Source organism: Novosphingobium sp. TK46, assembly GCF_055361525.1.
Genome location: NZ_CM143963.1, coordinates 3,449,851 through 3,474,630, shown reverse-complemented (window position 1 = coordinate 3,474,630; position 24,780 = coordinate 3,449,851). Strand labels below are relative to the sequence as shown.

General features: G+C 62.8%; 21 protein-coding genes, 3 tRNA genes and 1 riboswitch. Of the genes, 9 read left to right on the top strand and 15 right to left on the bottom strand.

Features of this window, described 5'->3' with window-relative positions:
* Positions 1-141: 141 nt before the first annotated feature.
* A tRNA-Lys gene (locus ACXJ1Z_RS16620) sits at positions 142-217 on the top strand.
* 543 nt (positions 218-760) lie between these two features.
* On the opposite strand, the gene ACXJ1Z_RS16615 is transcribed toward ACXJ1Z_RS16620, so the two are convergent.
* The 8 genes from ACXJ1Z_RS16615 to ACXJ1Z_RS16580 form a co-directional block, all read right to left on the bottom strand.
* Positions 761-2,200, bottom strand: coding sequence for a hypothetical protein (locus tag ACXJ1Z_RS16615; RefSeq protein WP_463778165.1), 1,440 nt, complete (start codon positions 2,198-2,200; stop codon positions 761-763).
* Complete coding sequence (locus ACXJ1Z_RS16610; RefSeq protein WP_463778164.1) at positions 2,148-4,697, bottom strand: hypothetical protein; 2,550 nt, start codon at positions 4,695-4,697, stop codon at positions 2,148-2,150. The genes ACXJ1Z_RS16615 and ACXJ1Z_RS16610 overlap by 53 nt, the downstream gene beginning before the upstream one ends.
* A gap of 63 nt (positions 4,698-4,760) precedes the next feature.
* Positions 4,761-4,904: a hypothetical protein gene (locus ACXJ1Z_RS16605; protein ID WP_463778162.1), complete on the bottom strand. Its 144-nt coding sequence runs from the start codon at positions 4,902-4,904 to the stop codon at positions 4,761-4,763.
* Positions 4,905-5,296: 392 nt separating this feature from the next.
* Positions 5,297-5,707, bottom strand: a complete 411-nt coding sequence (locus tag ACXJ1Z_RS16600) for a hypothetical protein (RefSeq protein ID WP_463778161.1) — start codon at positions 5,705-5,707, stop codon at positions 5,297-5,299.
* A gap of 333 nt (positions 5,708-6,040) precedes the next feature.
* Complete coding sequence (locus ACXJ1Z_RS16595; protein WP_463781277.1) at positions 6,041-6,331, bottom strand: MerR family transcriptional regulator; 291 nt, start codon at positions 6,329-6,331, stop codon at positions 6,041-6,043.
* A 50-nt stretch (positions 6,332-6,381) separates the two neighbouring features.
* Positions 6,382-6,591, bottom strand: a complete 210-nt coding sequence (locus ACXJ1Z_RS16590; RefSeq protein ID WP_463778160.1) for a helix-turn-helix transcriptional regulator — start codon at positions 6,589-6,591, stop codon at positions 6,382-6,384.
* Between the two features lie 203 nt (positions 6,592-6,794).
* Positions 6,795-7,883: a tyrosine-type recombinase/integrase gene (locus ACXJ1Z_RS16585; RefSeq protein ID WP_463778159.1), complete on the bottom strand. Its 1,089-nt coding sequence runs from the start codon at positions 7,881-7,883 to the stop codon at positions 6,795-6,797.
* A gap of 158 nt (positions 7,884-8,041) precedes the next feature.
* Positions 8,042-8,371: a hypothetical protein gene (locus tag ACXJ1Z_RS16580; protein ID WP_463778157.1), complete on the bottom strand. Its 330-nt coding sequence runs from the start codon at positions 8,369-8,371 to the stop codon at positions 8,042-8,044.
* Positions 8,372-9,526: 1,155 nt separating this feature from the next.
* Here ACXJ1Z_RS16580 and ACXJ1Z_RS16575 point away from each other — a divergent pair.
* The 4 genes from ACXJ1Z_RS16575 to ACXJ1Z_RS16560 all read left to right on the top strand — a co-directional run bounded on the left by ACXJ1Z_RS16575 (position 9,527) and on the right by ACXJ1Z_RS16560 (position 15,152).
* Positions 9,527-11,014 carry an AAA family ATPase gene (locus ACXJ1Z_RS16575; protein WP_463778156.1) on the top strand — a complete coding sequence of 496 codons (1,488 nt, stop codon included), beginning with the start codon at positions 9,527-9,529 and terminating at the stop codon, positions 11,012-11,014.
* 994 nt (positions 11,015-12,008) lie between these two features.
* Complete coding sequence (locus ACXJ1Z_RS16570; RefSeq protein ID WP_463778154.1) at positions 12,009-13,094, top strand: sulfite oxidase; 1,086 nt, start codon at positions 12,009-12,011, stop codon at positions 13,092-13,094.
* Positions 13,094-13,534, top strand: coding sequence for a YidH family protein (locus ACXJ1Z_RS16565; RefSeq protein WP_463778152.1), 441 nt, complete (start codon positions 13,094-13,096; stop codon positions 13,532-13,534). Before ACXJ1Z_RS16570 ends, ACXJ1Z_RS16565 begins: the two co-directional genes overlap by 1 nt.
* 153 nt (positions 13,535-13,687) lie before the next feature.
* Positions 13,688-13,764: riboswitch (Fluoride riboswitch) on the top strand.
* Between the two features lie 23 nt (positions 13,765-13,787).
* Positions 13,788-15,152, top strand: a complete 1,365-nt coding sequence (locus tag ACXJ1Z_RS16560) for a voltage-gated chloride channel family protein (RefSeq protein ID WP_463778151.1) — start codon at positions 13,788-13,790, stop codon at positions 15,150-15,152.
* A gap of 10 nt (positions 15,153-15,162) precedes the next feature.
* Here the strand turns inward: ACXJ1Z_RS16560 and ACXJ1Z_RS16555 are convergent, their stop codons facing one another.
* From ACXJ1Z_RS16555 to ACXJ1Z_RS16540, 4 genes are all read right to left on the bottom strand, one after another.
* Positions 15,163-15,639, bottom strand: a complete 477-nt coding sequence (locus ACXJ1Z_RS16555) for a hypothetical protein (RefSeq protein ID WP_463778149.1) — start codon at positions 15,637-15,639, stop codon at positions 15,163-15,165.
* Positions 15,640-15,651: 12 nt separating this feature from the next.
* Positions 15,652-16,896 (bottom strand): molybdopterin-dependent oxidoreductase, encoded by a 1,245-nt coding sequence (locus ACXJ1Z_RS16550; RefSeq protein WP_463778148.1) that lies wholly within the window; start codon positions 16,894-16,896, stop codon positions 15,652-15,654.
* 107 nt (positions 16,897-17,003) lie between these two features.
* Positions 17,004-18,155 carry a TDT family transporter gene (locus ACXJ1Z_RS16545; RefSeq protein ID WP_463778147.1) on the bottom strand — a complete coding sequence of 384 codons (1,152 nt, stop codon included), beginning with the start codon at positions 18,153-18,155 and terminating at the stop codon, positions 17,004-17,006.
* Positions 18,152-19,024: a LysR family transcriptional regulator gene (locus ACXJ1Z_RS16540; protein ID WP_463778145.1), complete on the bottom strand. Its 873-nt coding sequence runs from the start codon at positions 19,022-19,024 to the stop codon at positions 18,152-18,154. Before ACXJ1Z_RS16540 ends, ACXJ1Z_RS16545 begins: the two co-directional genes overlap by 4 nt.
* A 172-nt stretch (positions 19,025-19,196) precedes the next feature.
* Here ACXJ1Z_RS16540 and copM point away from each other — a divergent pair, with 172 nt between their 5' ends.
* From copM to ACXJ1Z_RS16525, 3 genes are all read left to right on the top strand, one after another.
* Complete coding sequence (gene copM / locus ACXJ1Z_RS16535; protein WP_463778144.1) at positions 19,197-19,577, top strand: CopM family metallochaperone; 381 nt, start codon at positions 19,197-19,199, stop codon at positions 19,575-19,577.
* Positions 19,574-20,992 (top strand): YncE family protein, encoded by a 1,419-nt coding sequence (locus ACXJ1Z_RS16530; RefSeq protein ID WP_463778143.1) that lies wholly within the window; start codon positions 19,574-19,576, stop codon positions 20,990-20,992. Before copM ends, ACXJ1Z_RS16530 begins: the two co-directional genes overlap by 4 nt.
* A gap of 496 nt (positions 20,993-21,488) precedes the next feature.
* Positions 21,489-21,634: transfer RNA gene (locus ACXJ1Z_RS16525), tRNA-OTHER, on the top strand.
* Between the two features lie 496 nt (positions 21,635-22,130).
* Here ACXJ1Z_RS16525 and ACXJ1Z_RS16520 read toward each other — a convergent pair.
* Together ACXJ1Z_RS16520 and ACXJ1Z_RS16515 are read right to left on the bottom strand one after the other, a co-directional pair.
* A tRNA-Arg gene (locus tag ACXJ1Z_RS16520) sits at positions 22,131-22,207 on the bottom strand.
* A gap of 44 nt (positions 22,208-22,251) precedes the next feature.
* Entirely contained in the window at positions 22,252-22,698 is a 447-nt protein-coding gene (locus tag ACXJ1Z_RS16515) for a (deoxy)nucleoside triphosphate pyrophosphohydrolase (protein ID WP_463778141.1), read from the bottom strand.
* 362 nt (positions 22,699-23,060) lie between these two features.
* On the opposite strand from ACXJ1Z_RS16515, the gene ACXJ1Z_RS16510 reads away from it, so the two are divergent.
* A complete protein-coding gene (locus tag ACXJ1Z_RS16510; protein ID WP_463778140.1) occupies positions 23,061-23,243 on the top strand; it encodes a Flp family type IVb pilin in 183 nt (60 codons plus the stop codon).
* 66 nt (positions 23,244-23,309) lie between these two features.
* On the opposite strand, the gene ACXJ1Z_RS16505 is transcribed toward ACXJ1Z_RS16510, so the two are convergent.
* Positions 23,310-24,755: a M48 family metalloprotease gene (locus ACXJ1Z_RS16505; RefSeq protein ID WP_463778139.1), complete on the bottom strand. Its 1,446-nt coding sequence runs from the start codon at positions 24,753-24,755 to the stop codon at positions 23,310-23,312.
* Between the last annotated feature and the right edge of the window lie 25 nt (positions 24,756-24,780).

Sequence of the window (24,780 nt, the reverse complement as noted above, 5' to 3'; positions counted from 1 at the left end):
CTCACAACATCGCGGATACGGCGCAATCGAGCCTCGTGTAAAAAGCCAAAAGAAAACTCTTCTCATCCTCTCTCCAGTCGCTATACGGGCCGCTCCCCGCCGAATCGGGGCGCGCCGAAAGGCTCGGAAAGACGGCAGTGTGGACGCATAGCTCAGTTGGTAGAGCAGCTGACTCTTAATCAGCGGGTCCTTGGTTCGAGCCCAAGTGCGTCCACCACCTTTTTCAATAATATAACGAACGCCTCTCCCGGTGAGGCCATTAGCCTCCCCTGATGTTCCCCTTCCGGTGACTGAAGCGGTTTCTGTTCGGGCAGCTTTGTTGGACCGTCCGAAACGGCAAGTTCCGAGCCGCGGAAAGCCTGACAGCGGCCATTCTAATGTATCGGTACGGCTTGCGAGTTCGACACTTCCCGGCAGTTCGAAGCTAAATCTTCGCTCTCGGGCGCAAAGGGTCCACTTTCATGGCAGGTGTCGACCAAAATACGCCGTTCGGCCTCTGCGATCGGTATGTCGGCTCATGCCGAAAGCCGCCGGTCACACTCCGCAGACTGGCTGGTCGGGAATGCGCCCCAATCTCAGCCGTTCGCTGCCCAGAAAGCTAATCATGGAAGCTGTCCTTCATCCATAGGTGATCGATACAAAGTGGTGCTTGCGGTTGGAGCAGTCTACGCCTTCGCGGACTGGTTGATCATACTGAACGGGCGCACGTGGCCATCGACCAAGACGACGCCCCACTTGCCGAAGTATTTCAGCGGTCTGGTCACCGCGAGAACGCGCTGGGCTTCGGGAAACCGCCCTGCACCAGCACCGTCACCACGCTGACGACACCGGCGCCAGTGTCGTGACCATGCAGGAACAGGCAAGACCCGAGCGGCAGCGGCGTGGCGGTCTTCCGGCTGCAGTCGAGTACGCACAGCACGGCGACGCGCTTCCCGGTTCCCACCGCGTACATGGCTGCCTGCTCGGCGAAGCGCACGCAGTCCGCCGGCAGTAGCCGCTTGGATCGCTCGCTCTTGAGTTCGAGCCGCACCCCGCGGATCGACAGATCGGTCCTTCCGCCGGCCGCGTGCGCCTGTTGCTCCAGCGCGGCACCGATGCTCGGGACGCCGCGCAGGCGATCGCGCACGTCCTTCTCGAACGTGGCCTCGTCGACGGGGCTTGGGTAGAGCGCGTCCTGCACCGAGGCTCCGGCGAGGTTGGCCAGGTGCGGCAGGAGCAACATCACGCTGCGGATGTCGTCCTCGGGAATCATCGGATCGCCGCGCAGCGCCTGACGGACGTCGAGTATGCTGCGATCCAGCTCGCCGTAGCCGGACACCGCCTGTCCCTCCGCTCCGATCCCATCGAGGCGTAGCCGGCGCTGGCCCGCGACCACCACCTTCTCGTCGGCCGCGCCGGGCTGGAATTGCGCGGCGTAGACAAACTCGAGCGGCCTCGCGTCGAATCCCTGTGCCGCGTGGATGATCATCCGCTGGTCAGCCTGGAACGTGTAGGGCGGGTCGCCTTCCGGTCGCCAAAAGGTGAAGCGCGGGAGGTCCCAGACGGATGACGGCTCCACCGACACCGGCGTGATGTCGAGCCTGTCGGCATCTTGCGGCCAGCGCGACACGCGTATGATGAGGCCGAGGTCATGTACTTGGTTCGGGCGCAGGGCGTGGAGGTTGGCGGCGGGGAAGCGGTCGATGGTGAATTCCAGGAAGGCGACCGCGAGGTCGTCCCTTGTCGGGACGGGGTCGTCGGCGAACCTGGGATGCTCAGGCACTGGATCCGCTAGGATCGCGACCGGCAGGGTGACCGCCCCGAGACTGCCGCGGAACTCGGCCACGTCCTCGGGTTCGATCGCGGCGGTGATCGGTTCGAGGAGTGCGGTAACGGTCGCGTGGTATTCGCTCGGTTCGCTCTCGCCGTTCAGCGCCTTGAGCTTCTGGCGCGCGGCGCGCAGGTGTCGTTCGGCATCGGCCTCGGCGGTCTCCACGGCGGCCGCCCAGTCGGTGAGGAGCGCGGCGGTCTCAATCGCCAAGGCCAGGGCCCGCCAGTCCTTCGCCCCGGGCATCCGCCCGAGACCTTTGGCGATCTCCGCCGCCCTTATCGCCGAGGCCCTGAGGTCGGCACCGGTGGCATCGACGCGCCGGAGCGCGTCGATCGCGTCAATCCGGGAAGGGACGAGCTGCTCGACTATCACGCTCACGCTGTTCGTCACGACGGGCCTTCAACTCCTTTTCTATCTCGTTCCACCTTGTCGAGACCTTGGCGATCCCGCCCTCCCCGTTCGCCCCGACGGCTGCCTCAAGCGCGAACGCCAACTCGACCTTCTCGCCGAACAGCCGAGCGATGCGGTTCCTCGGATTGTCCCCGAGGGCGTCCATTCGGGCCTGCGCCACGCGTGCTGCGGCGGCGGTGGCGCCCGACCGGGCCAGCGCGTCGATCACCACCAGGGTGATCCACTGGTCGGTCTTCGCGAGATCGAGACCGACTGCCTCGAACTCCGCCGAATGGGCTGCGATGGCCGATGGCGAGAGTCCCATCACGAGTTCCTGGGCGCGATCACTGTTGTTGTAGCGGTCGACCATGTGCGGCAGCAGCCGGATGACCAGCCTGGCGAAGTCGGCCTCGGTGCCGAGTGTGTGGACGATGCTTCGGATCTCGGACTCCAGGTAGATCGGCTCGACGTCCATGCACACGCCTATCAGCCATCGGCGGATGGCGCCGCTATCCTTGCCGAATGCATCGGCCGAGCCGGCTAGCGTCCGCACACACTCCATCACGAAGTTGTCCTCACCGGTCTGCGTTCGGTAGTGGCGGATCAGGTCGAGTAGGGCTCGGAGCGCCCGCAAGCGCAACTGATCCGGGAGGAGCGACGACCTGAGCGCCCTCGCGGCGTACTTGTGCACGATTACGAAGTTGTCGTGTAGTAGGGGCACGAACGCCTCGAAGACGAGCGTGGGCAGGTTGCCGAGCGCCGTGCTCCCCAGCTTGCCGATTGCGGCGGCCGCGCCGGCACGTTCGAGCGACGAGGGGCCGACCATCGCCCGGTAGAGGTGCGGAAGATACGTCGCCAGACCTGCAGCGTCGTCGGCGATCGCCGAGAACGTCTCGATGGCGATGCTGCGTAGCAGCTCATGACCCTCCGGGATGGCAGTCAGGAAGCCGTCGAGCTTCGGCAGGAGCGCCATGTCTGCGAGCGCCGCCTCGGCCGCAAGGCGCGTAAGCCCCTTCATCAGGGATCGATAGGAGCTAAGGTGGTTGTTCCGTTCGATCCGAGCCATCGGGTGCGTCGCGTCGAGCGGGGCCTTCTCCAATTCGCGGTATCGCTCGGCGAGTAGCAGCGTTGCGCCGAGCACCGCATCGGTTTCGGCGGCCGCGAGTGGAACCAGGTCGCGCGTACGGCCGCGAAAAGCCTCGACCGCCTTCTCCATGATCCCTTGGTCGAACGGACCGGTCGTCGCCCAGATCAGCCGCCGGAACGCGATCCTCGCGCATTCCGCGTCCGGCGAGAGGCTGTCGTCGTAGCCGGTCCGCAGGGATCGCGCGTAGAGGTCGTGGACGCGCTTGGTGAAGTCGCTGCCGGTAGCGCCGACGTAATCCTGCAGCAGTGCGTCCACCGCTGCGGGCCTGACGTCGAAGGCCGCGACGACCGCGTTCCGGACCGCATACAGATCCCTGTGCAGCTCGTCGAAGTCGCGCACGAGCAGGCGGGCGCGGACGTAGGTCGCGATCAGGGAGCGGGCATGGCGGTCCGCGGCTGCAGGATGGTCGGGCAGCAGAGCGCCGACGCCCCGGCCGGCACTCTCGGCCGGCCACGTCTCGCCTGACGAGAGGAGCAGGCCGATCGCCTGGTCCACGGCATCTTGATGCGTCTTGTAGAGACGTCGCAGGAGGGCCGGGTCCGGAGTGCGTCCTCGCGCAAGGAAGTCGCGGCGGTCCGGTTCCGCGAGGTCGATCGCGCCGTGCACGGAGGCCTGGGCGTCGTCCGAGCTGAGATGCTCGACGAGCGGCAGGAGCACCCGGGCTGCCAGCGCCCGGTGCGTCCCGGCCGCGAGCGCCTTCGCCGCCACGGCCGCCAGGCGTATCGGATCTGTCCCGAGGGTCTCCAGGATCTCGAGCGCGGGGCCATCGAGCCAGCGCTCGGTCTCGCAGACGTCGAGTATGTACTCCTGCAGGTCGGCGGTGAAGTGCTCGGGCGCCATCCGGGCGCTGGCCATGAGCCGTTGCCGGTTCTCCTCAGAAGCATCGCGGTCGAAGAGGGCGATGTCGTCGACAAGCGTCTGACCGATCGGCGAGAGCCGCTCCTTGAGACGGCGTCTGGTCTCGTCCCGCGTGGCGAGGGCCGCGGCGTTCGCGGCATCGGCTCTCGCGGCCTCGGCCGCCCGGAGTTCGCGCCGACGCTCGCGCTCGGCGAGGAACTTGCTGATGTTGGGCAGGCGCATCGGCTTGCGGTGCCCGCAGCCCACACAGTTCCGGTCGTTGAAATCGAGGGCCGCCTCCGAAACCTCGTAAAAGGAGGATGTGCCGCCATCGTCGGCGAAATCGCATTGGATGTGGTGGTGTCCGATCGGGAGACCCGTGTGCACCGCGAGCAAGCCGCGGGTGTCGCATTCTACCTTCGCGTTTCCGCACCAGTTCAGGACGAGCTGGATCGCCTCGCGATTCCGCTCCCCGTTGGCGATCGCCTTGTCGAAGTCGCCTCGGCCGCGCATCACTGCATATTCGACAGGATGGCGGTCGCGGGCAAGTGCTACGGCGTTGCAATCGACGTTTTGTTACGTGGGGTGACGCGGCACCATCCGATGATGGCTGCCGGGGTTCGTATCCTTGACCGTCGAGCGCGGCGTGAGTCGTCGCTGGAGGCGATAGTCGCCACTTGCGCTAAGCAGTTCGGCCAAGTTAGGGGCGGCGTCGCTCATGAGATCCGCCTCTACCAACCTCTGAGCCGAAGGGCCGTTTTTAGAGTGTGGGTACCAGCCTTCCGGCACTTCGATTTAGCGCTTCACTCGAGCACGCAATTGGTGATCTTTTGAATGTCCGATCATGTCGGTAGCGGTCGTCTGAGGGCAAATCGGAAACGGCAGTTTTGTCCCAAGTCCGGTCGCTCGCTACCGCACGCCAGTCCGCTGAACGAAGGTGGGTTCTTGGAAGCCGTTTGGGGCGGTCGATTGTCCACAATGTCGGCGGCAGCTGCCTCCTCGAACTGCCGGGAAAGGAAGCCATCCGATGCCGGTCACCGGAACCTGATAGGTGCTATGGGACGTTGTAGCAAAAAAGGCAATCCGATCGCCCGGAGGCGATCGGACACTCGCTATGCTTCTCGCGCGGCGGTCTGCTGGATGCTCTCTGCAACTTGACTTGCCTGATTGGCTATGTGCTTCGGGACCAAAAACTGCGGTCCGCCATCCGGCCCTTCAATCGTCACAAAGCGCGCAAACCGCCCGCCATCCAGCCACTCGGCGATGTCGAACCAGCCCGACGGCCCATCAGCGAGCGACAACCGGCGACCGCTCACTTCCTCCGCTGACAGTACAGCCGCGAGTTCCTCTACCTCCTCAATCAGGTACGCCGGTGCGCTCAGCAGCTCGGTGAAGCTAGCCTGCTCCACTGGCCCATCGATGAAGTCGAGCAAGCTTTCAAGAACCGCGACCATAGGCGCGCAGGTCCCCTCCGGCACGTGCCTTCGCATCTCCTCAAGATTGTCCATCACCTTCATCTTCATCCTCCGTGATCCATCACGGGCGGATGATATTGCGCCGAGTTGCCGACCTCCTGCGGGCCAGACACCCGCATCTCCGTGGGATGATTTCCTTTGAAGGAGCATTGACCGCGTGGAGGCCGGTGCAGTCTCAGCCGCGAGCTGAGAAGGAGCCAAAAAGCTATCGGCCAAGACAATAGGCTCACCGCGTCCTGCTCTGATCGCTAGCTGCGGTTGCCGACGCGCGACCCTGATCACGGGAGCGCAGTGGTAGTTTGAGGCAGGAATGCATGTTGATGCGACCGTCAGCGCCCCGAGGTGAGTGCCCTAGACGCATTGGCGGCTAGGGCATCTCCATCACCTCCTCCAGCGGCGGACCGCGAAAAGCCGACGGGGCCGCGGCATCGCAGCCAGCCGCTCAATTGTCTCAGCGTCGTACTTCCAGCCACTTGGGGTTGGACGAGGCTGAGGTCCATGCCCGATCCCCCGCCACTGGCGTAGGACGTCCTCGGTGATCTCCAGCAGCGAGGCTGCCTCGTCCAGCCCGATCACCCGGCGGGCGGCCCGGTGAGTGGCGTCTACGGCTCTTTCCCGGCGAGTGCGGCGGGGTTGGGGGACCAGTTTTGTGCTGGCGGCGTCGTGTTCCATGTGTTCCTCGTCTGCTGGGGTGGTGTTCAGGGCTGCGTCATTGTGATTGCTCATTGCGCCGTGTTGGCCCGCAGGCCGGCGGTAATGAACGCGGTGATGTCGTCGGGGAGGTAGCGCACGGTGCTGCGGCTCAGCTTGACGAAGCGAGGTCCCTCCCCCGTGATCCGCCAGCGCTCCAGCGTACGCTCAGTCAGGCTGAGCATCTCAGCAACCACCTCCGGAGTGAGCAGCCGCGGCACATCGGCGCTGGCTTGTTCCATGACAGCGACGATGGGGTCCGAGTTGCTGGCCGGCGGGCTTAGCAAATATGGTTGGGCTGTTGGCGGTGACTTGGTGACTGGTGCGTCTGCCTGTCGTGCAAGGGCGAACTTTCTGATGCGAGACATGGTAGGTTCTTCCAAAAAAGAACGGCCCCGGGATCATCTCCGCGGGGCCGCATGGTTCGTTGAGGGTGAGTTCAGAGCTAGCTGAGGTCGGGCAGCGCGAGATTGGCCGCTTCCACCAGACGCTGAGGTGCCAGATGTGCGTAACGGGCGGTCATCCCGACGGTGGTATGCCCGAGCAGCTGGCCAACCTCGTAGAGGCTACGCCCCTGCCCGACCAAACGCGAGGCGTACGTGTGCCTCAGTTGGTGTAGGCAGAGGCTCCCTTGGATCCCTGCCCGCTCCTTGACCCGCGCCCAAGCCTTGCGAAGGTCACAGATGGGCTTGGAGGAGTCCACCTCACTCGGAAATACCCAGGGACTGTCGCTCTGAGGGATGCTTCGCAAAATGCGGATCGCCGCGTCAGAGAGCGGGATGTAGCGGGTCTTCCGGCTTTTCGACGAGGACGCTGGCACAGTCAGGATGCGTCGTTCGATATCGACGCGCTCCCATCGGGCACCCAGCACCTCTCCCCGCCGGGCACCTGTCGCGGCAAGCATAGCTATGGCGCATGCAGCTGTTCGGCTGGGCTCCACTTCTAGTGCCTTGAAGAGGGCGACTAGTTCTGTATCCGTTAGAAACCGCTCTCGGCCCTGCTCGCTAAGCATGTCCGCGCGTTGCGCTGGGTTGCGGCCCTCGAAAGCCTCCCAGTGGAGCGCCAGGTTGAAGATCCTCTTTACCAGTGCCGTGTATCTATTGATGGTGGCATTCGCGAGGCCCTCGGCGGCGAGCCTCTTCTGCAGTTCAGCAACGTCGCCGCGGCGAATCTCGTCGAGGTGTCGGTTGCCCCAGAGCGCCTTCAGCCTGAGGCGATAGAAGCTCTCTTGATCTCTGTAGGAGCGTAGCTTGCCCTTCACATGCGGCAGGTAGCGGTCCTCGACGAACTCGCCAAAGGTCGGCACTGCCCGGAGCTTGTCACGCTCGGCTGCGGGGTCGCCGCCTAGAGCCGCTGCCGCTCTGATCTCCTGGGCTCGCTTGCGAGCTTGATCGAGTGTCACATCGCCATGGCGGCCGATACGCACCTCACGCTGACGGCCCCGAGAGTCGTTGTATCTGACGTAGTACGTGGATTTGCCGGATTTTCTTACCTCAAGAATGAAGCCAGGCAGCTTGTCGTCGAACAGGCGCAACTTGTCCTTCCCTGCCGGTACCGGCGGGGGACTTTGCGCCAAGGCACGCGTGATCGCGGGCATAGGCATTACTCCGATGATGGTTGAGGAGCCCGGCGACCAGCGCGGGGCGACAATGGTATGTTACGGGCCGCGCGCGAACTTTGCGGCCAAAAGGCTCAGAACATAGGACGGGCGTTGATCAGCCATCGCCCGGCTCGGCCCGGCAGATAAGCGCCGAGTTCCTCGTCAGGGCTTAGCAGAGCGATCAGCTCCAACTCGAGCCCAAGAAGGCGGCCCGTCGCTGCTGGTGCCCCATTGATCACGTGATCAAAGGCCCAGACGGGCATGAGGAACGCTGGAGGGGGGCTGATCCGCCGCTCTCGAGGAGTGAGACAGGCGTCGACGGTGAACACGCCAAGCTGCGACCGAAGTTCGCTGATGAGCTTTTCTAGATTGGCGACTTCAGTGAGGCTGACGCTGAAAGCTGCCAGGTGACCAAGGTCCAAGAGGTTGCGCAATGTGCGCTCGATAAGTTCCCTTTGATCCCGTGTGGCTGCCAATCGCCATGATCGAACTTCTGCCGTCTGTGCGAAGGCAAGTGCGACGGTAAACTCGCAACTCGACTCCCTCATGGCCTGCTCCGATGATTGCCACGTTCTCCCGACAGCACCAGGACCAGGCGGAACAAAGTGACTTCGATTGCCGGCTGTCGACAGGCACCTCCCGTTGCTCGGCGAGTTACCCGCGGTAGGTCAGAAAAGTTGACCAATGGACCGCCAAATCGGTGACACAATTGGTCGAAGATGGGTAGATGGACTGTGTTCATCGGATCTTCCTCCAGCCGGCACGATCGCCGACGCAGGAATGAAATGTGAACGAGAGCGCTCCCAAAGGCGCTTCGGGCGTACTTCGGACGCCTATAGCCAACAACGCCTCTCGACCCGTCACGACTGGGGCACGGGTGTGGAGGACCCCTCCCCCCTTTAGGGGGGGGAGGGTCCTTCCGAGCTCCCTAAGCCGGCAAGCCGATGGCTTGGCGCTGCACTCGAAAACTTTTTCCTCTCGCAAAGCCACAGAAGCCCGCCAGGAGCAGCGGTTGGGCGAGACCCTTGCCATCGCCAAGCTCAGCTGCGAGCATAGCGCAGGAAGGGCACAGAGTGCCCTTGCTGCGCCCTCCTTCGACTATCCTAACCAGACAAAGTTCAGCGATCACTCGTTTCGCCGCGGCATCGACCTTCTATAGCAAGCGGCAACTCCATCGCTGAGCTCAATTCGGTGACACCGGAAGGAGCGCGCTGATCCACCGTGAAAAGCCGATCACAGAGCAAGTCTGGCAATGTTGTCGCCAATGGCAATCTCGTGCGGCATCGATCAGACTGCCTCAAAGCAAGGCTAGCACCGGCGTGCGGCTAGCTCTGTCACAGAGATGGTTCAGCCGCCTACTTGACGAAGCTGCCTGAAGCGCCACCGCTTGCCCGACCGCTGCCACGGCAGCTTAGTTTGTCGGAAGGTGCGTTAGCAACTGCGGTGGAGAACTCTGTGCAAGAGAGGTACAGACCATGGCGCAGAAAAAATTTTCGAGTGCGCCTGCCTCGGACGGATGCTGCGTTTTAAGGCCCTTGCCTAGGCCGCAACCTATTTGCGCGCCTTGAGGAGGTTCAATGGCACTGAAAACGTTCCCGAGTAAAGTTGCAAACGCCGGCCGGACTCGGCCCGCTGCCCCCACGCTCTCAGACGCATCTAAGCGTTTCATCCAGACAAACGAAAGCGCTCTGCGCAAATTGCCGATCCAGACGGTCCGCCAAGTCAAGGTCATGGCGAGTCGTACGCAAAGCCCCCCGTCGCCGTTCTCTACGAAAGAAACCATAAGCAGTGTCTTAGCTCGGTGCTTCTCCGATAACGCGATTATCACTCTGGCTTGCGTCGCCGCGCTGACGGACACGGCTGAACTCCTGCGCGACGCGTTTGCTCATGAGGAAAGTGCGCGCCTAGACCGCTTGCTATCGGTTGGGTCTTTGATCGCCACCGGCAACTCTGCTGACCTAGACAAGCTTGTGGAGCAGGTGGTGGACGATGGATGGACAAGTATCGAGTCTTCAGGATCGCCTGATCATCAAGTCCCTTCTCAAGCACGTAGAAAAATCGCGAGGGCGGCAGACGTCTATAGCGAGGCAAATCCCCAGTGGCTGGAGCTGTTTCAGCTTGAGGCACCACCCGAGCCATCACCAGCGATAACTGAGGCTACGATTGCATCCGCAGTCAAGGACGAGGTCACAAGAGCACTTTGCCAACAGGAGCCTGCCCTGCAAGCTCCCGAGCCGCCGCCGCTGAGTATGCTGGTGACGGTAAAATCGCTCCTGAGCCAAGATATTCCTAAAAGGCAGATGGTGCTTGGAACGATTGCCGAGCGGGGAGTTGTCACCCTCATTGTTTCCCCTCCGGGATTGGGGAAGACCACACTCGGCATGCAGTTGGGAACTGCTGTGACTGCGGGTAAGGCTTGGGCCGGACTTGCTGTCGGTAAGCCCTCCAAGGTAATTTACTACAATGCAGAAGACTCTCACGCGGAGCTCGCGCGCCGGTTTGCGGCTCTGAGAACCTCTGACCAACTCACCAGCGCCGCCGAGGAACGATTTCTCCTCTACTTTCGACATGGGCCGCAGCGCATCATGGACAAGCAAACGGGTCGACCTGCTCTCACTCAGTATGGCAAAGAGTTTCGCGACGAAATCGTGGAGGCTCAACCTGCGCTCGTGATTGTCGATCCACTGGCGCTGACGCATGACTTAGACGAGAACTTGAATTCAGACATGACCGCTTACATCGAGATTCTGAAGTCTATCGCTGCGGAAGCCAACTGTGCTGTCATTTTGATGCATCACACCGGAAAGGACATGAAGATTGCCGGCATGCATGCAGGCCGAGGCGCCAGCGCACTCCCCGCGTCGGTGCGCAGCATGTGGCAGCTTTCTGAGACGGAGCGCAGCGATATAGTGGTGGTGAGCTGCGTGAAGTCGAACCATTTCGCGGGTCGGGAAGCCTTCGCTCTGAAGCGGGACTCGGTGTCACTGGACAACGGAGACGAGGTCGGACTGCTGACACCAACTCCGCTCCACGAGGTGGTGGCTAAGTCCCGGAGCCGGCGGTGACTGGGAGACGGCAGTCCAGCGACGCAGAGCCATAGCCGCGATGAGGCGAGTTGGAAAATGCCGAGAGATTTGACGGCGAGCCTAACCCGCCGGGCGGCGGAGCTGTTTTCGGCTTCAGCTCAAGCCAGATGCAGCTCTTTGCCTCCTCCCCTCCTTTGACTGCCCAGCGAAAGTTACGCAGGAGGAGAGGATGCGGCGACGCATCGATGATCTCGCTACCTAAATTACAGCTCGACCGCCTGTTCGTCTGCCCTCTCCGCTAACACTTAGAGGCAGCAGACCGGATCCGGCCATGGCGGCCGGTACAGACGCCCGGAGAGACAAGCTATATCAGCGTAAGTGGCTAGGTCGCATCGCCAGGATTGTCGCGGAAATGATGGGATGCCACCGCACCATCCTTGTGCAGTTCCTGCGAAGCTTTAAACCCTCCGTCGATTAGCATTCGAGGCGAGCTGTTGCTGCCCTCTGGGCAACTGTCCAGAGGCCACGATGCCTGTTCCGGTGACCCATGGGGCGCGGGACATCCCGGCAAGCCTGCTCATTGGCATCCGACTGCAGCGGGTGACGAAGCCGCCGCTGAAGCTCCCACCGCATGCCTTAAGTGACGGATGCGTCCAATTTGCACTAACCCCGGTCAAAACAAGCTCGTCGGCTTGCGCCCATTGTTCGCACAAGCGCTCTCCCGAGCTTTCCACATTCTGTCGATTGCTTCTCCTAAGCAGGCTCAAGCGAATGCCCGAGACTGGGACAAAGCCGTCATTCAAGTCGCGGGTCGTAAACGTCGGCTTCAGCCGAAAGCCGTCGTAGAAAGCTCAGCCACTCCGCGTCGATGTATGACAAAGGTGTGTGGCTATCGCTCGGCGTCTTTCGCGCGACGGCATGGCGATGGCTTCCCCGCCTTCCAGGAAGAAATAGGCGCTCGAAAGAGTCTTGGTGACATCTCCCAGCCAAACGATCGATTTCGCTATTGATTTCATCATGGTAAGCCGCTTGCATGACCGCATCCGATCGCGCCGAACAGAATTTGATCCTCCGCTGTCCGGAGCCGCTCAACGCGGAAACGGCTCCAGATAAACTGATCGCGTCATTCATGACGCCGCAGGCGAATTTCTACATCCGCAGTCACGGACCGACGCCGGAGCTGGCCGAAGATCATCGTGTAGCGCTGGACGGCTTGGTCGACCGCCCGCGCTCCTACACGGTTGCCGAACTTCAGACGGCATTTGCGACCCGGACAGTGACCGCGACCATGCAGTGCGCCGGCAATCGTCGGGCGCATCTTCAAGGCGTGGAAAAGACCTCGGGCGATCCCTGGGACGTGGGAGCGATCGGAAATGCGGAGTGGACCGGCGTCTCGCTCCGTGACGTACTTGCCGCAGCCGGCATCCAGGACGGCGCGTCGTTCGTCGGCACGACGGGGGCCGACAACGTGGATGTTGATGGTGAGACAGCACCGTTTGGTGCCTCGATCTCGATCGCCAAGGCGCTAGAGCCCGACGTGCTGATCGCCTGGGCCATGAACGGCGAGACGCTGGCCCCAGAACATGGCGCACCGCTGCGGCTCGTCGTGCCGGGCTATGCGGGCGTTCGTAGCGCAAAGTGGCTGACGCGCATCGAGGTGCGCGATCGCCCGTCCGATGCGCCGATCCAGGCCAAGGACTACAAGCTCTTTCCGGCGTCGGTAGCGAAGAAGAACGCGGACTGGGATCAGGGCCTGACGATCGAGGAGATGCCGCTCAACGCTGCGATATGCGCGCCCGTGGACGGCGCGCATATCGGCGCCGGCGCGTGCGGAATCGCGGGCTATGCGGTCGCCTTCGGCCGAGCGGTCTCCCGCGTCGAGGTCTCCGTCAATGGCGGCACCGACTGGCTGCAGGCGGAACTGACCGCGGAGCCCGATGCACCCTGGAGCTGGACGCAGTGGCACGTGACGGTCGATCTGTCGCCCGGACTCCACGTTCTGGTCGTGCGCGCCGTCGATGGTGCCGGGCAGATGCAACCCGAACGGCCCGAGGCGATCTGGAACTTCGCGGGCTATCTCTCGACTGCCTGGCACCGCATCACCGTCACCGTAAACTGATGGACGCGCCGCACGACGCCGATCGGGCCCATGCGAAGCTGGCGGAGAGCGCGAGCACGCTGAAGGACAGCGCAGTCCAGCAGGTGGACAGCGCCGATCGTCGCACAGAGCTTGCCGCGGACCGCACAATCCTCGCCGGCGAACGCACCTATGCCGCCTGGGTGCGTACCGGACTGGCGGCGCTTGCTTCCGGCATCGGCGCGCGCGCGCTGCTCAAGGACGTCGTGTTCCCGTGGCTGGCGACGGCGACCGGGACGATGCTGATCCTGTTTAGCGCCTTTTGCTTTGTTGCCGCGGTGTGGCGAGAGATGGGCGCAGGCGCCCCGCCGCCACGACCGGACATCAAGCGCCTGCCAGCGGCGTTGCTCCTGGTGATGAACGGGTTTCTCATGCTCGTGTCGCTGGCGGCGCTCGTCGGCATCTGGATGGCGCGCTCGTAGCAACATAAACGGCGCTGCGGGCCGAACTCGATCCCGCAGGCAGCGTACCGGGGGCGGTACATATAACGGGCTTGGATAGACGCTAACGACTGGCCGGTTTGAGCATTTGCCCGACCAACATACCCATTGACGGTTGGGGCAGACGTCGCATACATCGACCTCGGCAATGGATTTCTGCCGGGCAATTTGGCCGAACCGCTCTGAGACGAGCTGATGATTCCTACTTGGCGCCGTCAGGCAGCAAGGAGGAATTGTGCGCGCTACCTTTCGCAATCTCGTCGGCACGCTGAACGTCGCGGCATTCATGCGCGATCGTCACGACCATGCTATCTCTGTCCTGCGCTGGGCGCTGATCCTGCTGCCCATGGCTGCACTCGTCGGGACGCTATGTGCGGCGTTCCTGTTTAGCCTCGATACCGTTACCCGCCTGCGGTTTGCGTCGCCTTGGCTGCTCTATCTGCTGCCGGTGGGCGGGTTCGTTGTCGGATTACTCTACCATCTCACCGGGCGCTCGGTGGAGGGCGGCAACAACCTGATCGTCGAGCAGATCCACGAGCCTGGCGGCGGGGTGCCTCTGCGGATGGCGCCGCTCATCTTCTTCGGCACAGTGGTGACGCATCTTTTCGGTGGCTCGGCCGGACGTGAAGGCACCGCCGTCCAATTAGGCGGAAGCCTTGCCAGCGGTTTCGGCCGCGCGCTCCACCTCGATGCGGGCGGCACGCGCATCCTGTTGATGACGGGTATCGCAGCCGGGTTCGGCGCGGTCTTCGGCACGCCGATCGCAGGCGCGGTCTTCGCGCTCGAAGTGCTGGCGATCGGCCGCGTTGAATATTCCGCGCTAGTGCCATGCCTCCTTGCAGCGCTGGTCGGCGATTGGACATGCCTCGCCTGGGGTATCCATCACGGTGTCTACCCGATCGGTGCGTTGATACCGGTCGATGCGCTGCTCGTGACGAAGGCGGGTATTGCGGGGATCATATTCGGACTGGTCGGTCTGGCCTTCGCGGAAGCCAACCACGTGGTCGGGGGATGGCTGAAGCGGATCGTCCCATATGGTCCGCTACGTCCAGTGATCGGCGGGGCCGTCGTTATCGCGCTCGTCTTCCTGTTCGGCACGCGCGACTATCTGGGTCTGGGTGCCCTGGCAGCGAGGCCCGACAGCCTTACCATCGCCAGTTTCTTCGGACCGGACACGCATCCGTGGAGTTGGGCGATCAAGCTGCTGTTTACCGTCGTCACGCTCGGCGCGGGTTTCAAAGGCGGTGAAGTCACGCCGTTATTCTTCATCGGCGCAGCGCTCGGTAACGCGCTGGCGCCTTTCTTGGGCGTGCCGACGGGCCTGTTCGCCGCGATCGGCTTTGTCGCGGTCTTTGCCGGGGCTGCCAATACCCCGCTCGCCTGCACCTTCATGGGGATTGAACTGTTCGGCGCCGCCTATGCGGTGCCGATCGCCGTCGCCTGTTTCGTGGCCTATCTCTGCTCGGGCCACAACGGCATCTACCTGTCGCAGCGCGTTGCGATACCAAAGGTGCCCGCGAACGGCCTCGCGCCCAATGCGACACTGCGCGAGACACGTACACGCCGCAAAGCACTTCGCGCGCAGAACCGTGTGTCGTGAGTTGATGGGCTTAGCCTGATCCCCCCGATACGTCGGGCGCAGCCTTCGGATCAGGGTCTTGCGCCTTGCCTTTTGCGGCGCCCGGCTGCTTTGCGCTCATGGCGGTCAGATAAGCGACGATCGCCGGCACATCGGCTGCGGCGACGGGCGCCTTGTAGATCTCACGCATCTTGGTGACCTCCGCGGTCCACTGATCGGAAGAGAGTGGCGGCTGGTTCAGCGCCATGCTCGCCGAATGACACGAGGTGCAGTTGGCGTTGATGACGTCGGCATGCGGGCCGGCGGGATATTGCCCTTCGTCGGTCGGGAGATCGACCGAGGTGGACGCCAGCGAGAAGCCGCGCGCCGAAACGCTTGGCGGTGGTGGTGCGGTCGGGGCATCAGGCGTCGGGACAACGCGACTGTTCGGGGCACCGATCACGAGCAGCGTTACCGCGGCGATGCCGATGAATCCGAAGGACAGCGTGCCGATGGAAGGCGTTTTCATGCGTTGCGCTCCTTAGCCGACGACGATGTTGGTGGTTTCGATGTTGCCGCGCATGAACCCGCCCGGGTTCCAGATCGGCGTCATCGGCTGCGCGATGCCGGCGGTGTTCCAGCAGCGCGACATCAGCCTGGTCGGCCCCGCATGCGTAAGCGGAACCTGCGCATCCCAGCGGCGGAAACTGTATTTGCCGTGATCGGGGCCGAGGACCGTCTTGTACCAGGTCTTGCCGTTGTCGGTCGACACATCGACCTTGGCGACGCCGCAATCGCCGCCCATCGCGATGCCGCCCAGCGGAATCGACCGGTCGAAGGCGATCGCCTGCCCCTCGTCGAGGCTCGTGACCCAACTGCGCGGGATCATCTTGTTGATCGGGACAGTCGGGAAATCCTTCTGGCCAGGCCGCACGTTCGCGCCGGGAGTGTCAGGTATCTTATACGCCTTGGCCATCCAGTAACCGTCGTCGGGCGCGGCGAGCACCTCGATGTCGTTCAGCATCTTGACCCAATAGGTCGAATACCAGCCGGGTACGATCAGCCGGACCGGGAAGCCGTTGAGGAGCGGCATCTGTTCGCCGTTCATCCCGAAGGCGAGCATCACTTCACCATCGCGCGCATGGTCGATCGACAGCGACTTCGCGAAATCCGGTCCGCCCGCGACCACCGGCTGGTCGAGCGCACCGAACCGCACCGCGACCGCGCCCGGCTTCACGCCGGCGATGTCGAGCACGTCGCGCAAGCGAACGCCGAGCCATTTTGCGTTGCCCATCGCTCCGTGACGCCACTGCGCGCCCGCCACTGGAGGCTGGAACAGCGCACGCGAATTGCCCGAGCATTGATTGATCGCCGCCAGCTCGACGCGCGGCAAGTTCAGCAGTTGCGCGAGCGAGATCGACAGCGGCCGCGTGACCGCGCCGTGCACCTTGATCCGGAACGTCTCGACATCGATCGCGGTCGGAATGTCGGCCCAGTGCCAGCGGACGAAGAACTGGTCGTTGGGGGTGAAGACGTCGCCATTGAACACGCTCATCGGCGTTTCCAGCAACGGCGGGTGGATACGCTGGAGGATCATGTTGCCCTTGCCGGGGAACGCACTGGTCATCGGCCGTTCCGACGGACCACCCGGCAGGTGCAGATCGACCATGCTCTGCGCCAGCGCGGGTGCGGCGATCAGCGCACCGCTGCCGATCGCGGCCTCTGCGAGAAAGCGACGGCGGTTCGTCGCCTGCGCCAGTTTCGTATCCAGGCTGTCCACCAACATTCTCCCGTTTCTGTCATGATCTGTACGCGCGCCCCGTCCGCCGGTCTGCCCGGTACGGGTCGATCGGATCCGCCGGTTCGATCCGGCAGGACGATCAGTTCGGCCCATCAATTGGCTTGGGCGATGCAGGGCGACACGAACAGGTTGCCGCGCCAGCCGCCAGCGACCGTCTTGGCGCCGACCAGCAGCCACATCGCGGCGAGTGCGATCGTGAGGACGGTGCCGACGATCCCGAAAAAGCCGAGCTGGAGCGTCGTGCCGAGCTTGAAGGTGGCGACCGTGTAGACGCCGAGCGGGAAGGTATAGCCCCACCAGCCGAGGTTGAACGGAATGCCTGCGCGCCAGTAGCGGATCGTGATCAGCGTCGCGAGCGCCAGCCACCACAGACCGAAACCCCAGAGCAGCAGCCCGGCAATCGTGCCAATCCCCTGCGCTACCGCGCCGATCTGCCCCAGACCGTTGGCGGCGAGGATCGCGGGCGCGTCGCTGCCGAGCACCAGCATCCCGAGCGCACCGGTGCCGATCGGGCCAAGTGCGAGCCAGCTCGACGCGGCCATGCTCTCGTGCGGCAGTTTATGCAGCGCCATCCGCAAGATCAGGATCGCGAGGATGCCGAACGCGACCGGCACCGAATAGGCCCAGAGGACATAGGAGGTTGCCAGCACCACGAACTGGTGGTGCGCGTCCGCCAGATGCGGGGCGAGCAGGCCTCCGCTCGCACCTGCGACCTCGGCTGCGACCACCGGCAGCAGCCACACCGCGGTCATGCCGTCGAGCGAATGTTCGTGCCGGGTGAACATCAGGTACGGGATCGCCACACCGCAGGCGAGCGACATCGCGACGTCGATCCACCACAAGGTCTCGGCGATCGGGATCACGCCCGCGCCGAACCGCGGCAGGCCGAACGCGAGACATCCGTTGATGATCGTCGCCAGTCCCATCGGGATCGTGCCGATGAACATGGACACGGTGTTGTGCCCGAAGATTCGCCGCGCCTCGTGCCCGAACATCGTCCAGCGCGCGGTGTAGAGCCCGGCGAACAGCGTGAAGAGCGCGATGTTGAAATACCACAACGCCTCGCCGACCGGTTGCAGCGATGCGCCGACGCCTAGCACCTGCGGCAAGGCGAGCGCGAGGATGCCGGTGCCCATCGTCGCAGCGAACCAGTTGGGGGTGAACTGCCGGATCATCTCGCGCGGCGAGTCGAGTCGGCTGAGCGGCTTCAGGCCATCGAGAACGGGCTTCAGATCGGCGGTCACTTGCCAGTCTCCTTGATGAGGTCGGTCAGCGCGTCGGCCGCCCGGGTACGATAGCGCTCTTTATGCCGCAGCGCGTAGAACGGACGCCGCGGCAGACCGAGCGGCAGATCGTGCAACGTTCCGGCGGCGATCGCAGGTGCGACGACATGCTGCGACAGCACTGCGATGCCTGCGCCGGCCTCGACCGCGCTACGCACCGCCTCGTTCGACGGCAGGGTCAGCGCTATGGTGAGATCCGACGGATCGACGCCACGCTGACGCAATACCTCTTCGAACGATGAACGCGTGCCAGATCCCTGTTCACGGACGATCCAACGCGCAGCGCGGATCCAGTCCTCGTCGATCGTGTCGGCAGCGCGGTCGCTCACCAGCACCATGCGGTCGTTCGCAACCGTCCAATGCGCGAGCGCGGGTTCGTCGATGACACCCTCGACGAAGCCGAGCTCGACCGCACCGTCGAGCACGCGCGCCGCGGCCCCTTCCGTGTTGTCGATCGCCAGTTCTATCGTGATGGACGGGTAGCGCGCATGGAACGCCGCAAGCTGACGCGGCAGCCAATAGCCCGCAATCGTCTGGCTCGCGACCAGTCGCAGCGTGCCGCGCTCGAGTCCCGCATATTCGGCCAGTGCAAGTTCTGCACTGGCCGCACGGCCAAGGACGGCGCGCGCGTCGACCAGAAACATGCGGCCCGCCTCGGACAGCTCGATCCCACGGCCGACCCGGTGGAACAGCGGCACGCCATGCCGGGCTTCCAGCGCAGCGATGGCAGCGCTTGCGGCTGACTGCGTCACATTGAGCGCTTCGGCAGCGCGCGTCATGTGCTCGCGCTCTGCGACACCGACGAAAATCCTGAGTTGTTCGAGGGTCATGCCCGATCTCCTTATAATTGAGATACGCGCCGCCGATCGATCGAACCAACGCATTGTTCTTATTGTTTCGATTTGAAAGTGCGATCGATCCATCTTGCCGATACGAACGATCATAACCCTGCGTTGGACAGTTTGGCGTCGGTCGATCAGGTTGAACGCATTGGAGTAATCGATGAGACTTGGAATTACCGTGCTCGGGATCGCGGCATTGTCGGTGTCAGCTGTGACGCTGGCCCAGACGGACGGCTTCGCATCGGCGATGGATGCGGCGATGGCGCGGATGCACGGCGCGATGATGACAGGCTATTCAGGCGATCCCGACCGCGACTTCGCAAGGATGATGATCCCGCACCATCAGGGCGCGATCGACATGGCCGAAATCGAACTGCGCTATGGCAAGGACGAACGCCTGCGTCGGCTTGCTCAGGGAATCATCGTCGAACAGCGCCAGGAAATCGCGGTGATGCAGGGCATCCTATCCGACGGCGGCACGTTGCCACCTCACACCGAACCGACCGCGACCGGTCACCCCCATCACGGAGACCGTCCATGAATCGTTTAACCCTGACCGCCTGCGCCGCCTTGTGTTTCTCAGGCCCCGCGTTTGCCCAACAAGTGCCGAACGCGACTCCCGACATACCCGTCAGCGCGCAGGACCGGTTCTACACCTCGGACCAGTTCTCCAACACCGTGTCTGTGATCGATCCGTCGACCAACACGCTGCTCGGCGTCATCAAGCTCGGCGACCAAACCCCCGCCAATCTGAGCCCGCTCTACAAGGGGCAGTTGCTCGTGCACGGCATGGGCTTCTCGCCCGATCGCAAGACGCTGGCGGTGATCTCGATCGGGTCGAACTCGGTGACGTTCATCGATACCGCGACCAATGCCGTGAAGCACACGACCTATGTCGGGCGCTCGCCGCACGAAGCGTTCTTCCGCCCCGACGGTCGCGAAGTCTGGGTCGCGGTACGCGGCGAGGATTACATTCAGGTACTCGACGGCAAGACGTACGAGCCTACCACGCGCATCCCCGTCCCCAATGGCCCCGGCATGACGATCTTCTCGCCGAACGGAAAATACGGCTATGTCTGCTCGAGCTTCTCGCCAGAGACGGTCGTGATCGACACCGCATCGAAACAGATCGTCGGTCGCGTCAAGCAGGCGAGCCCGTTCTGTCCCGACATCGCCGCGACGCCCGACGGCAAGCAGGTCTGGTTGACGCTCAAGGACGTCGGCAAGGTGATGGTGTTCGACGCCAAGCCGCCCTTCGCGGTGCTCAGGACTATCGATACCGGCGCGATCACCAATCACGTCAACATAGTCCGTAACAAAGCGGGCCAATTCGCTTATGTGACCGTTGGCACCGAGAATGTCGTGAAGGTGTTCCGCACCACCGACTTCACACAGGTCGCCAGCATCCCGGTTGGCGCGCTGCCGCACGGCCTGTGGCCGTCGGGAGACGGGTCGCGGATCTATGTGGGGCTTGAAAACGCCGACGCGGTCGCGGCGATCGACACGACTACCAACACCGTCCTCGCGACGATTCCGATCGGCCAGGGGCCGCAAGGCGTCGCCTATGTCCCCGGCGCGGTTCCGAACGGTGATGGCAGGGCAAACCTCGTGCCGCTCGCGCAGGCAGGGATGAAGGTTCAGATTACGCTGGATGGCACGGGACGCAGTCAGGTGACGCTATTTGACCAGGGTCAGGTTCAAATCCTGCAAGCAGCGGTCGCGGGTCTGAGCCCCAAGATGCCCTATGTGCTCGGTCTATCGACACGTGCCGATGGTGGTGGCCCGATCCAACCGCTGGCCAAGTTCATGACCAACCCGGCAGGCGGCGCGATCGTCAATACGGTCGGACCGCTGCGCCAGATCGTCAGCGATGCGAAAGGAGACATGCGCCGTTATCTCGTTATCGCGCCAGGTGATCCAATGACGCTGGGAACTGCCATTCAGGTGCAGAAATAGCGATCATGCCTGAGTGGACTTCAATCGCAGGTCCACTGAGCATTCTTGTCGGTGTTACGACCGGTCGGTTCTGACGCTGAGCACGAATGGCGGATTTCCGCGGGCTCTGCGGTGTTAAGAGCCGCGCCACAATGACCGATTACGAGACGAGCGTATTGTGCTTCAGCTGCTCGGGACATTGGCGCATTCCTGATCATCTGCTCTGATAATCTCGAAAGGCTGCTCCTGTCAGAAACGGAAGTCGTCATCCCATCCGGGGAGCGACGGAAGTGGTCGGTAGCTGCCGCAGCTGGGGCGATCCTAAAATGCCGCTTTGCCAACCCTGGCGCTCGGATCTTGTTTGTCCGGTTGCCACTTGCAGTGTCGTTCACTCCGAGGACCGGACGCCTCGAAGTAACATGTTGGCATTTCATCTCCTTCCTCCCTCGCCAGATGCTGCCACGGACTTCCCCTTTCCGGCCCCTTGGCGTCCTGCTGGATATAACGGGCTGGTAGGGGGCGTTTGAGCTGAGTGAGCACAGCAGCGAATGGGTGGAAGCGGCTGTTTGCGTGCGAAAAACGGTTGCTGCGTGCCGCTCACATCGAACAAACCGAGACCTCTTAATCAGCGGGTCCTTGGTTCGAGCCCAAGTGCGTCCACCATTTTCCAATCACTTACGATACGAAAACCTCCCGAAGGGGGTGGAGCTGCGTTGCGTGAGGACACGTGAGAGACGGCGGCAGCGCCGACAGCGCCCGTCTGCGCTCCTACTATCTCATTGATCGGGGCGGAGACGCAGAATCGCTGCTGCGGGCACAGAAGTGCTCTCTCCAACCCACGGTTCATTTGGGGAACGCCACAGCGGGGTCAGTCCAGCGGAGTTGGCCCGCAATCTCAGTAGGGTTGATACCCTGACCGTAAAGTCTCTTCACCTAGGCATAGTCGATGCTGGCGGAGCGCCCCTTGTGGTGACCTTCCTGTTTGGCGCGGGCAATGCCCTCGGCCTACCGTTCGAACCTGTACGCCTCAACCATCGACGATATCTTATGATTCAAGTCATAGCGCCGTCGCGTCGCTTTGACGCGATGACATAGACAGACTAACCTAGTCCAGAAACAAATAAACCCTGCCAGGTTCAAGACCTGACAGGGTTTATTATGGTGCGCCCGGAACGATTCGAACGTCCGACCCTCAGATTCGTAGTCTGATGCTCTATCCAGCTGAGCTACGGGCGCGCTGGAGGGGTGCCTTTAGAAAAGGTCTGCGCAGTTGGCAACGGTTAAATTGCATCTTCATCGATCATTTTTGCCAATGCATGGGCAAGTGGGTAGTCGAGCGGCGGCATCGCCCATTGTTCAAGCTCGCGAGGCTCGCACCAAGCCAGTTGCGTATCGGCAAGGGGCCTTGGTTCACCCTCCCAGTGGTTGCAGGCGAACAGCAGCAGCACGGGTGATCGATCCTCCCGTGAGACTTCTGTCATGCTGCAGGCAAAGCATACCGGTCGCAGGTCGATCGGGCGTATCGATACGGCGAGTTCCTCGTGCAGTTCCCGAACCGCCGCTTGTGCAGGTGTCTCGCCCGCTTCCAACTTCCCGCCGGGAAATTCCCAGAGGTGGGCGTGTTGCGATCCTGCCGGTCTGCGCTGAACAAGCACCTGCGATGCCCCGTTAACCAAGGCGACCGCCGCAACCCACATTGGGCCGGGGTCTCGATCGTTAGCCGCCATGATGTTTAAGCGATCCTTCACGTAAGCATGAGACTTTGGCGCCACCTTGCGGTCACACAGAGGCGTCGATGCGGTTCCTACAATTTATCAGAGGCTTGCAGCGTGACCTGCGGGGTACGTCAGCAGTGGAGTATGGAATGATCCTGAGTCTCATCGTCCTGGGAATGCTGAGCGCGCTTAGCGGCGTCGCGGATGAAACGCTTAAGATGTGGACGAACATAGCCACTAAATCGGCCAAAGCACATAACGGCGGTAATTAAACTTTTTTCAAGCTTTATCACCTAGTCACCAAATTGTCCAAAGGCCCTGTGCTGCACGGACCGGGTAATTCGATAGACGATTTCCATCCCAGGAGACTACACATGCAGTTCATGAAGAAGCTTCGCCGCAATGAGAAGGGCGCCACCGCCATCGAGTACGGCCTGATCGCCGCTCTCATCGCCGTTGCCGCAATCACCGCTATGGCCGGACTTGGCTCGCAGCTGAGCAACACTTTCACGAAGACGCAGAATTCAATGGCGCAGAACAAGGCAACGACGGCCTAATCGTTCGCGTGATAAGAAATTCATCGGCGGCGGGGCAACCCGCCGCCTTTCTCTTGCACTAGGCCTTCATGAAGACACGATGATCTTCACCTTCTGACCAATCGCCAATGGCGTATTCTCCCGCAATCCGTTGAGGACAAGGAAGCGCTCCAGTGGCGCATCCTCGTACGCCATTCGGGCCGAAAGCGACTTGATGGTATCGCCGGGTTTGACCGTGATGACGCTCAATCGCCGGGCCTTCACGCTCGTGGCTTCCGTCCCAGACAGTCGCCGCATCGATCGGAACATCGGGTTGAATACCCCTGCATTGCCGGCCTGCGTGATCGAGACGAAATGATAGGCTTTGCCACCGCCGAAATCGTAAGCGAAGACGGCAACGTCCAAGGCGCCGCTGCTGCCCTGCGTCCGGACGACGCCGTAACGGGCCGAAATCCCATTTACGGTCGCGGTCTCAAACGTCTCAGCCTGCAAGCGCGGCTGGCCACTCTCCGTCAGCCCGGCAAAAACGCCCTCGATATAACGGTCAAGATCGCCATCGAAGCGCGCGGAAGCGAACTCGGCCTTGCCCGACTGGCCGCTGATGGAGACCGACGCGGTGCCATTCACGACAGTGAAGCCCTCGGGTGCGACAAACGATAGCCGCAAGTCGGGATGCTTGAACGTGCGGCCTTCCACTATGCCTTGCCGCGGATCGTCGTCATACGTCAGACCGTCCACGCCAGCGAGGAACGCGTCACGATTGGTCCTGCCGCCCGGGTTCGCGCCAGCGCGCGAGAGCGCGTCGCGAACGCGTGAGGCCGGGTCGGGGTGCGTCGATGCCCACTCCGGCACCTGGTTGCCGTTGCCACGCAGCCGGGCTTCCAGGGCAGTCTGCCGGCCCAGGCTTTCCAGGACCGTTGCCATGGCGCGCGGATCGTAGCCGGCACGCTTGAGGTAGCTGATGCCAAGCGCATCGGCCTCGAGTTCCTGGCTGCGCGAGAACTGCAGCGTCAACAGTTGCGATCCCTGCGAGAAGACCCGCTGCCCGAGCTGGCCGAAACCGCCATCACCCAGCAGAACACCCGACAGAAGCGCGCCCACTGCACCGATGATGGAATTTCGGGTTGCCGCCTTCTGTCGCTTTGCCGAGTGGCGAGCCGCGACATGGCCGACTTCGTGCCCGAGCACGCCGGCAAGCTCGGCTTCGTTGTTCATCAGTGCCGCGAGTTGGCGGGTGACGTAGATGTAGCCACCGGGGATTGCGAAGGCATTGTTGACGGGCGAATTCAGCAGCGCCACGGTGAAGTCGCTGCGGGCATTCCCGAGACCTGATTGAAGCGCGATGGTCTTGCCGATCGCCTCGACATAAGTAGCTTGAGGGCCAGTCAGGCGTCCGCCGTATTCCGCCAGCAAGGCCGGGTTCGCTTTGGCACCCTGCGCCTTGTCGGACGCGCTTATGGCGGCTACGCCGCCGACTGGGCCATCGACCGCCGCCTTGCCGCCTGTCGCTACGAAAGTCGCTGCACCTGCCATTGCAAGTGCGACGATCGCCCTACCC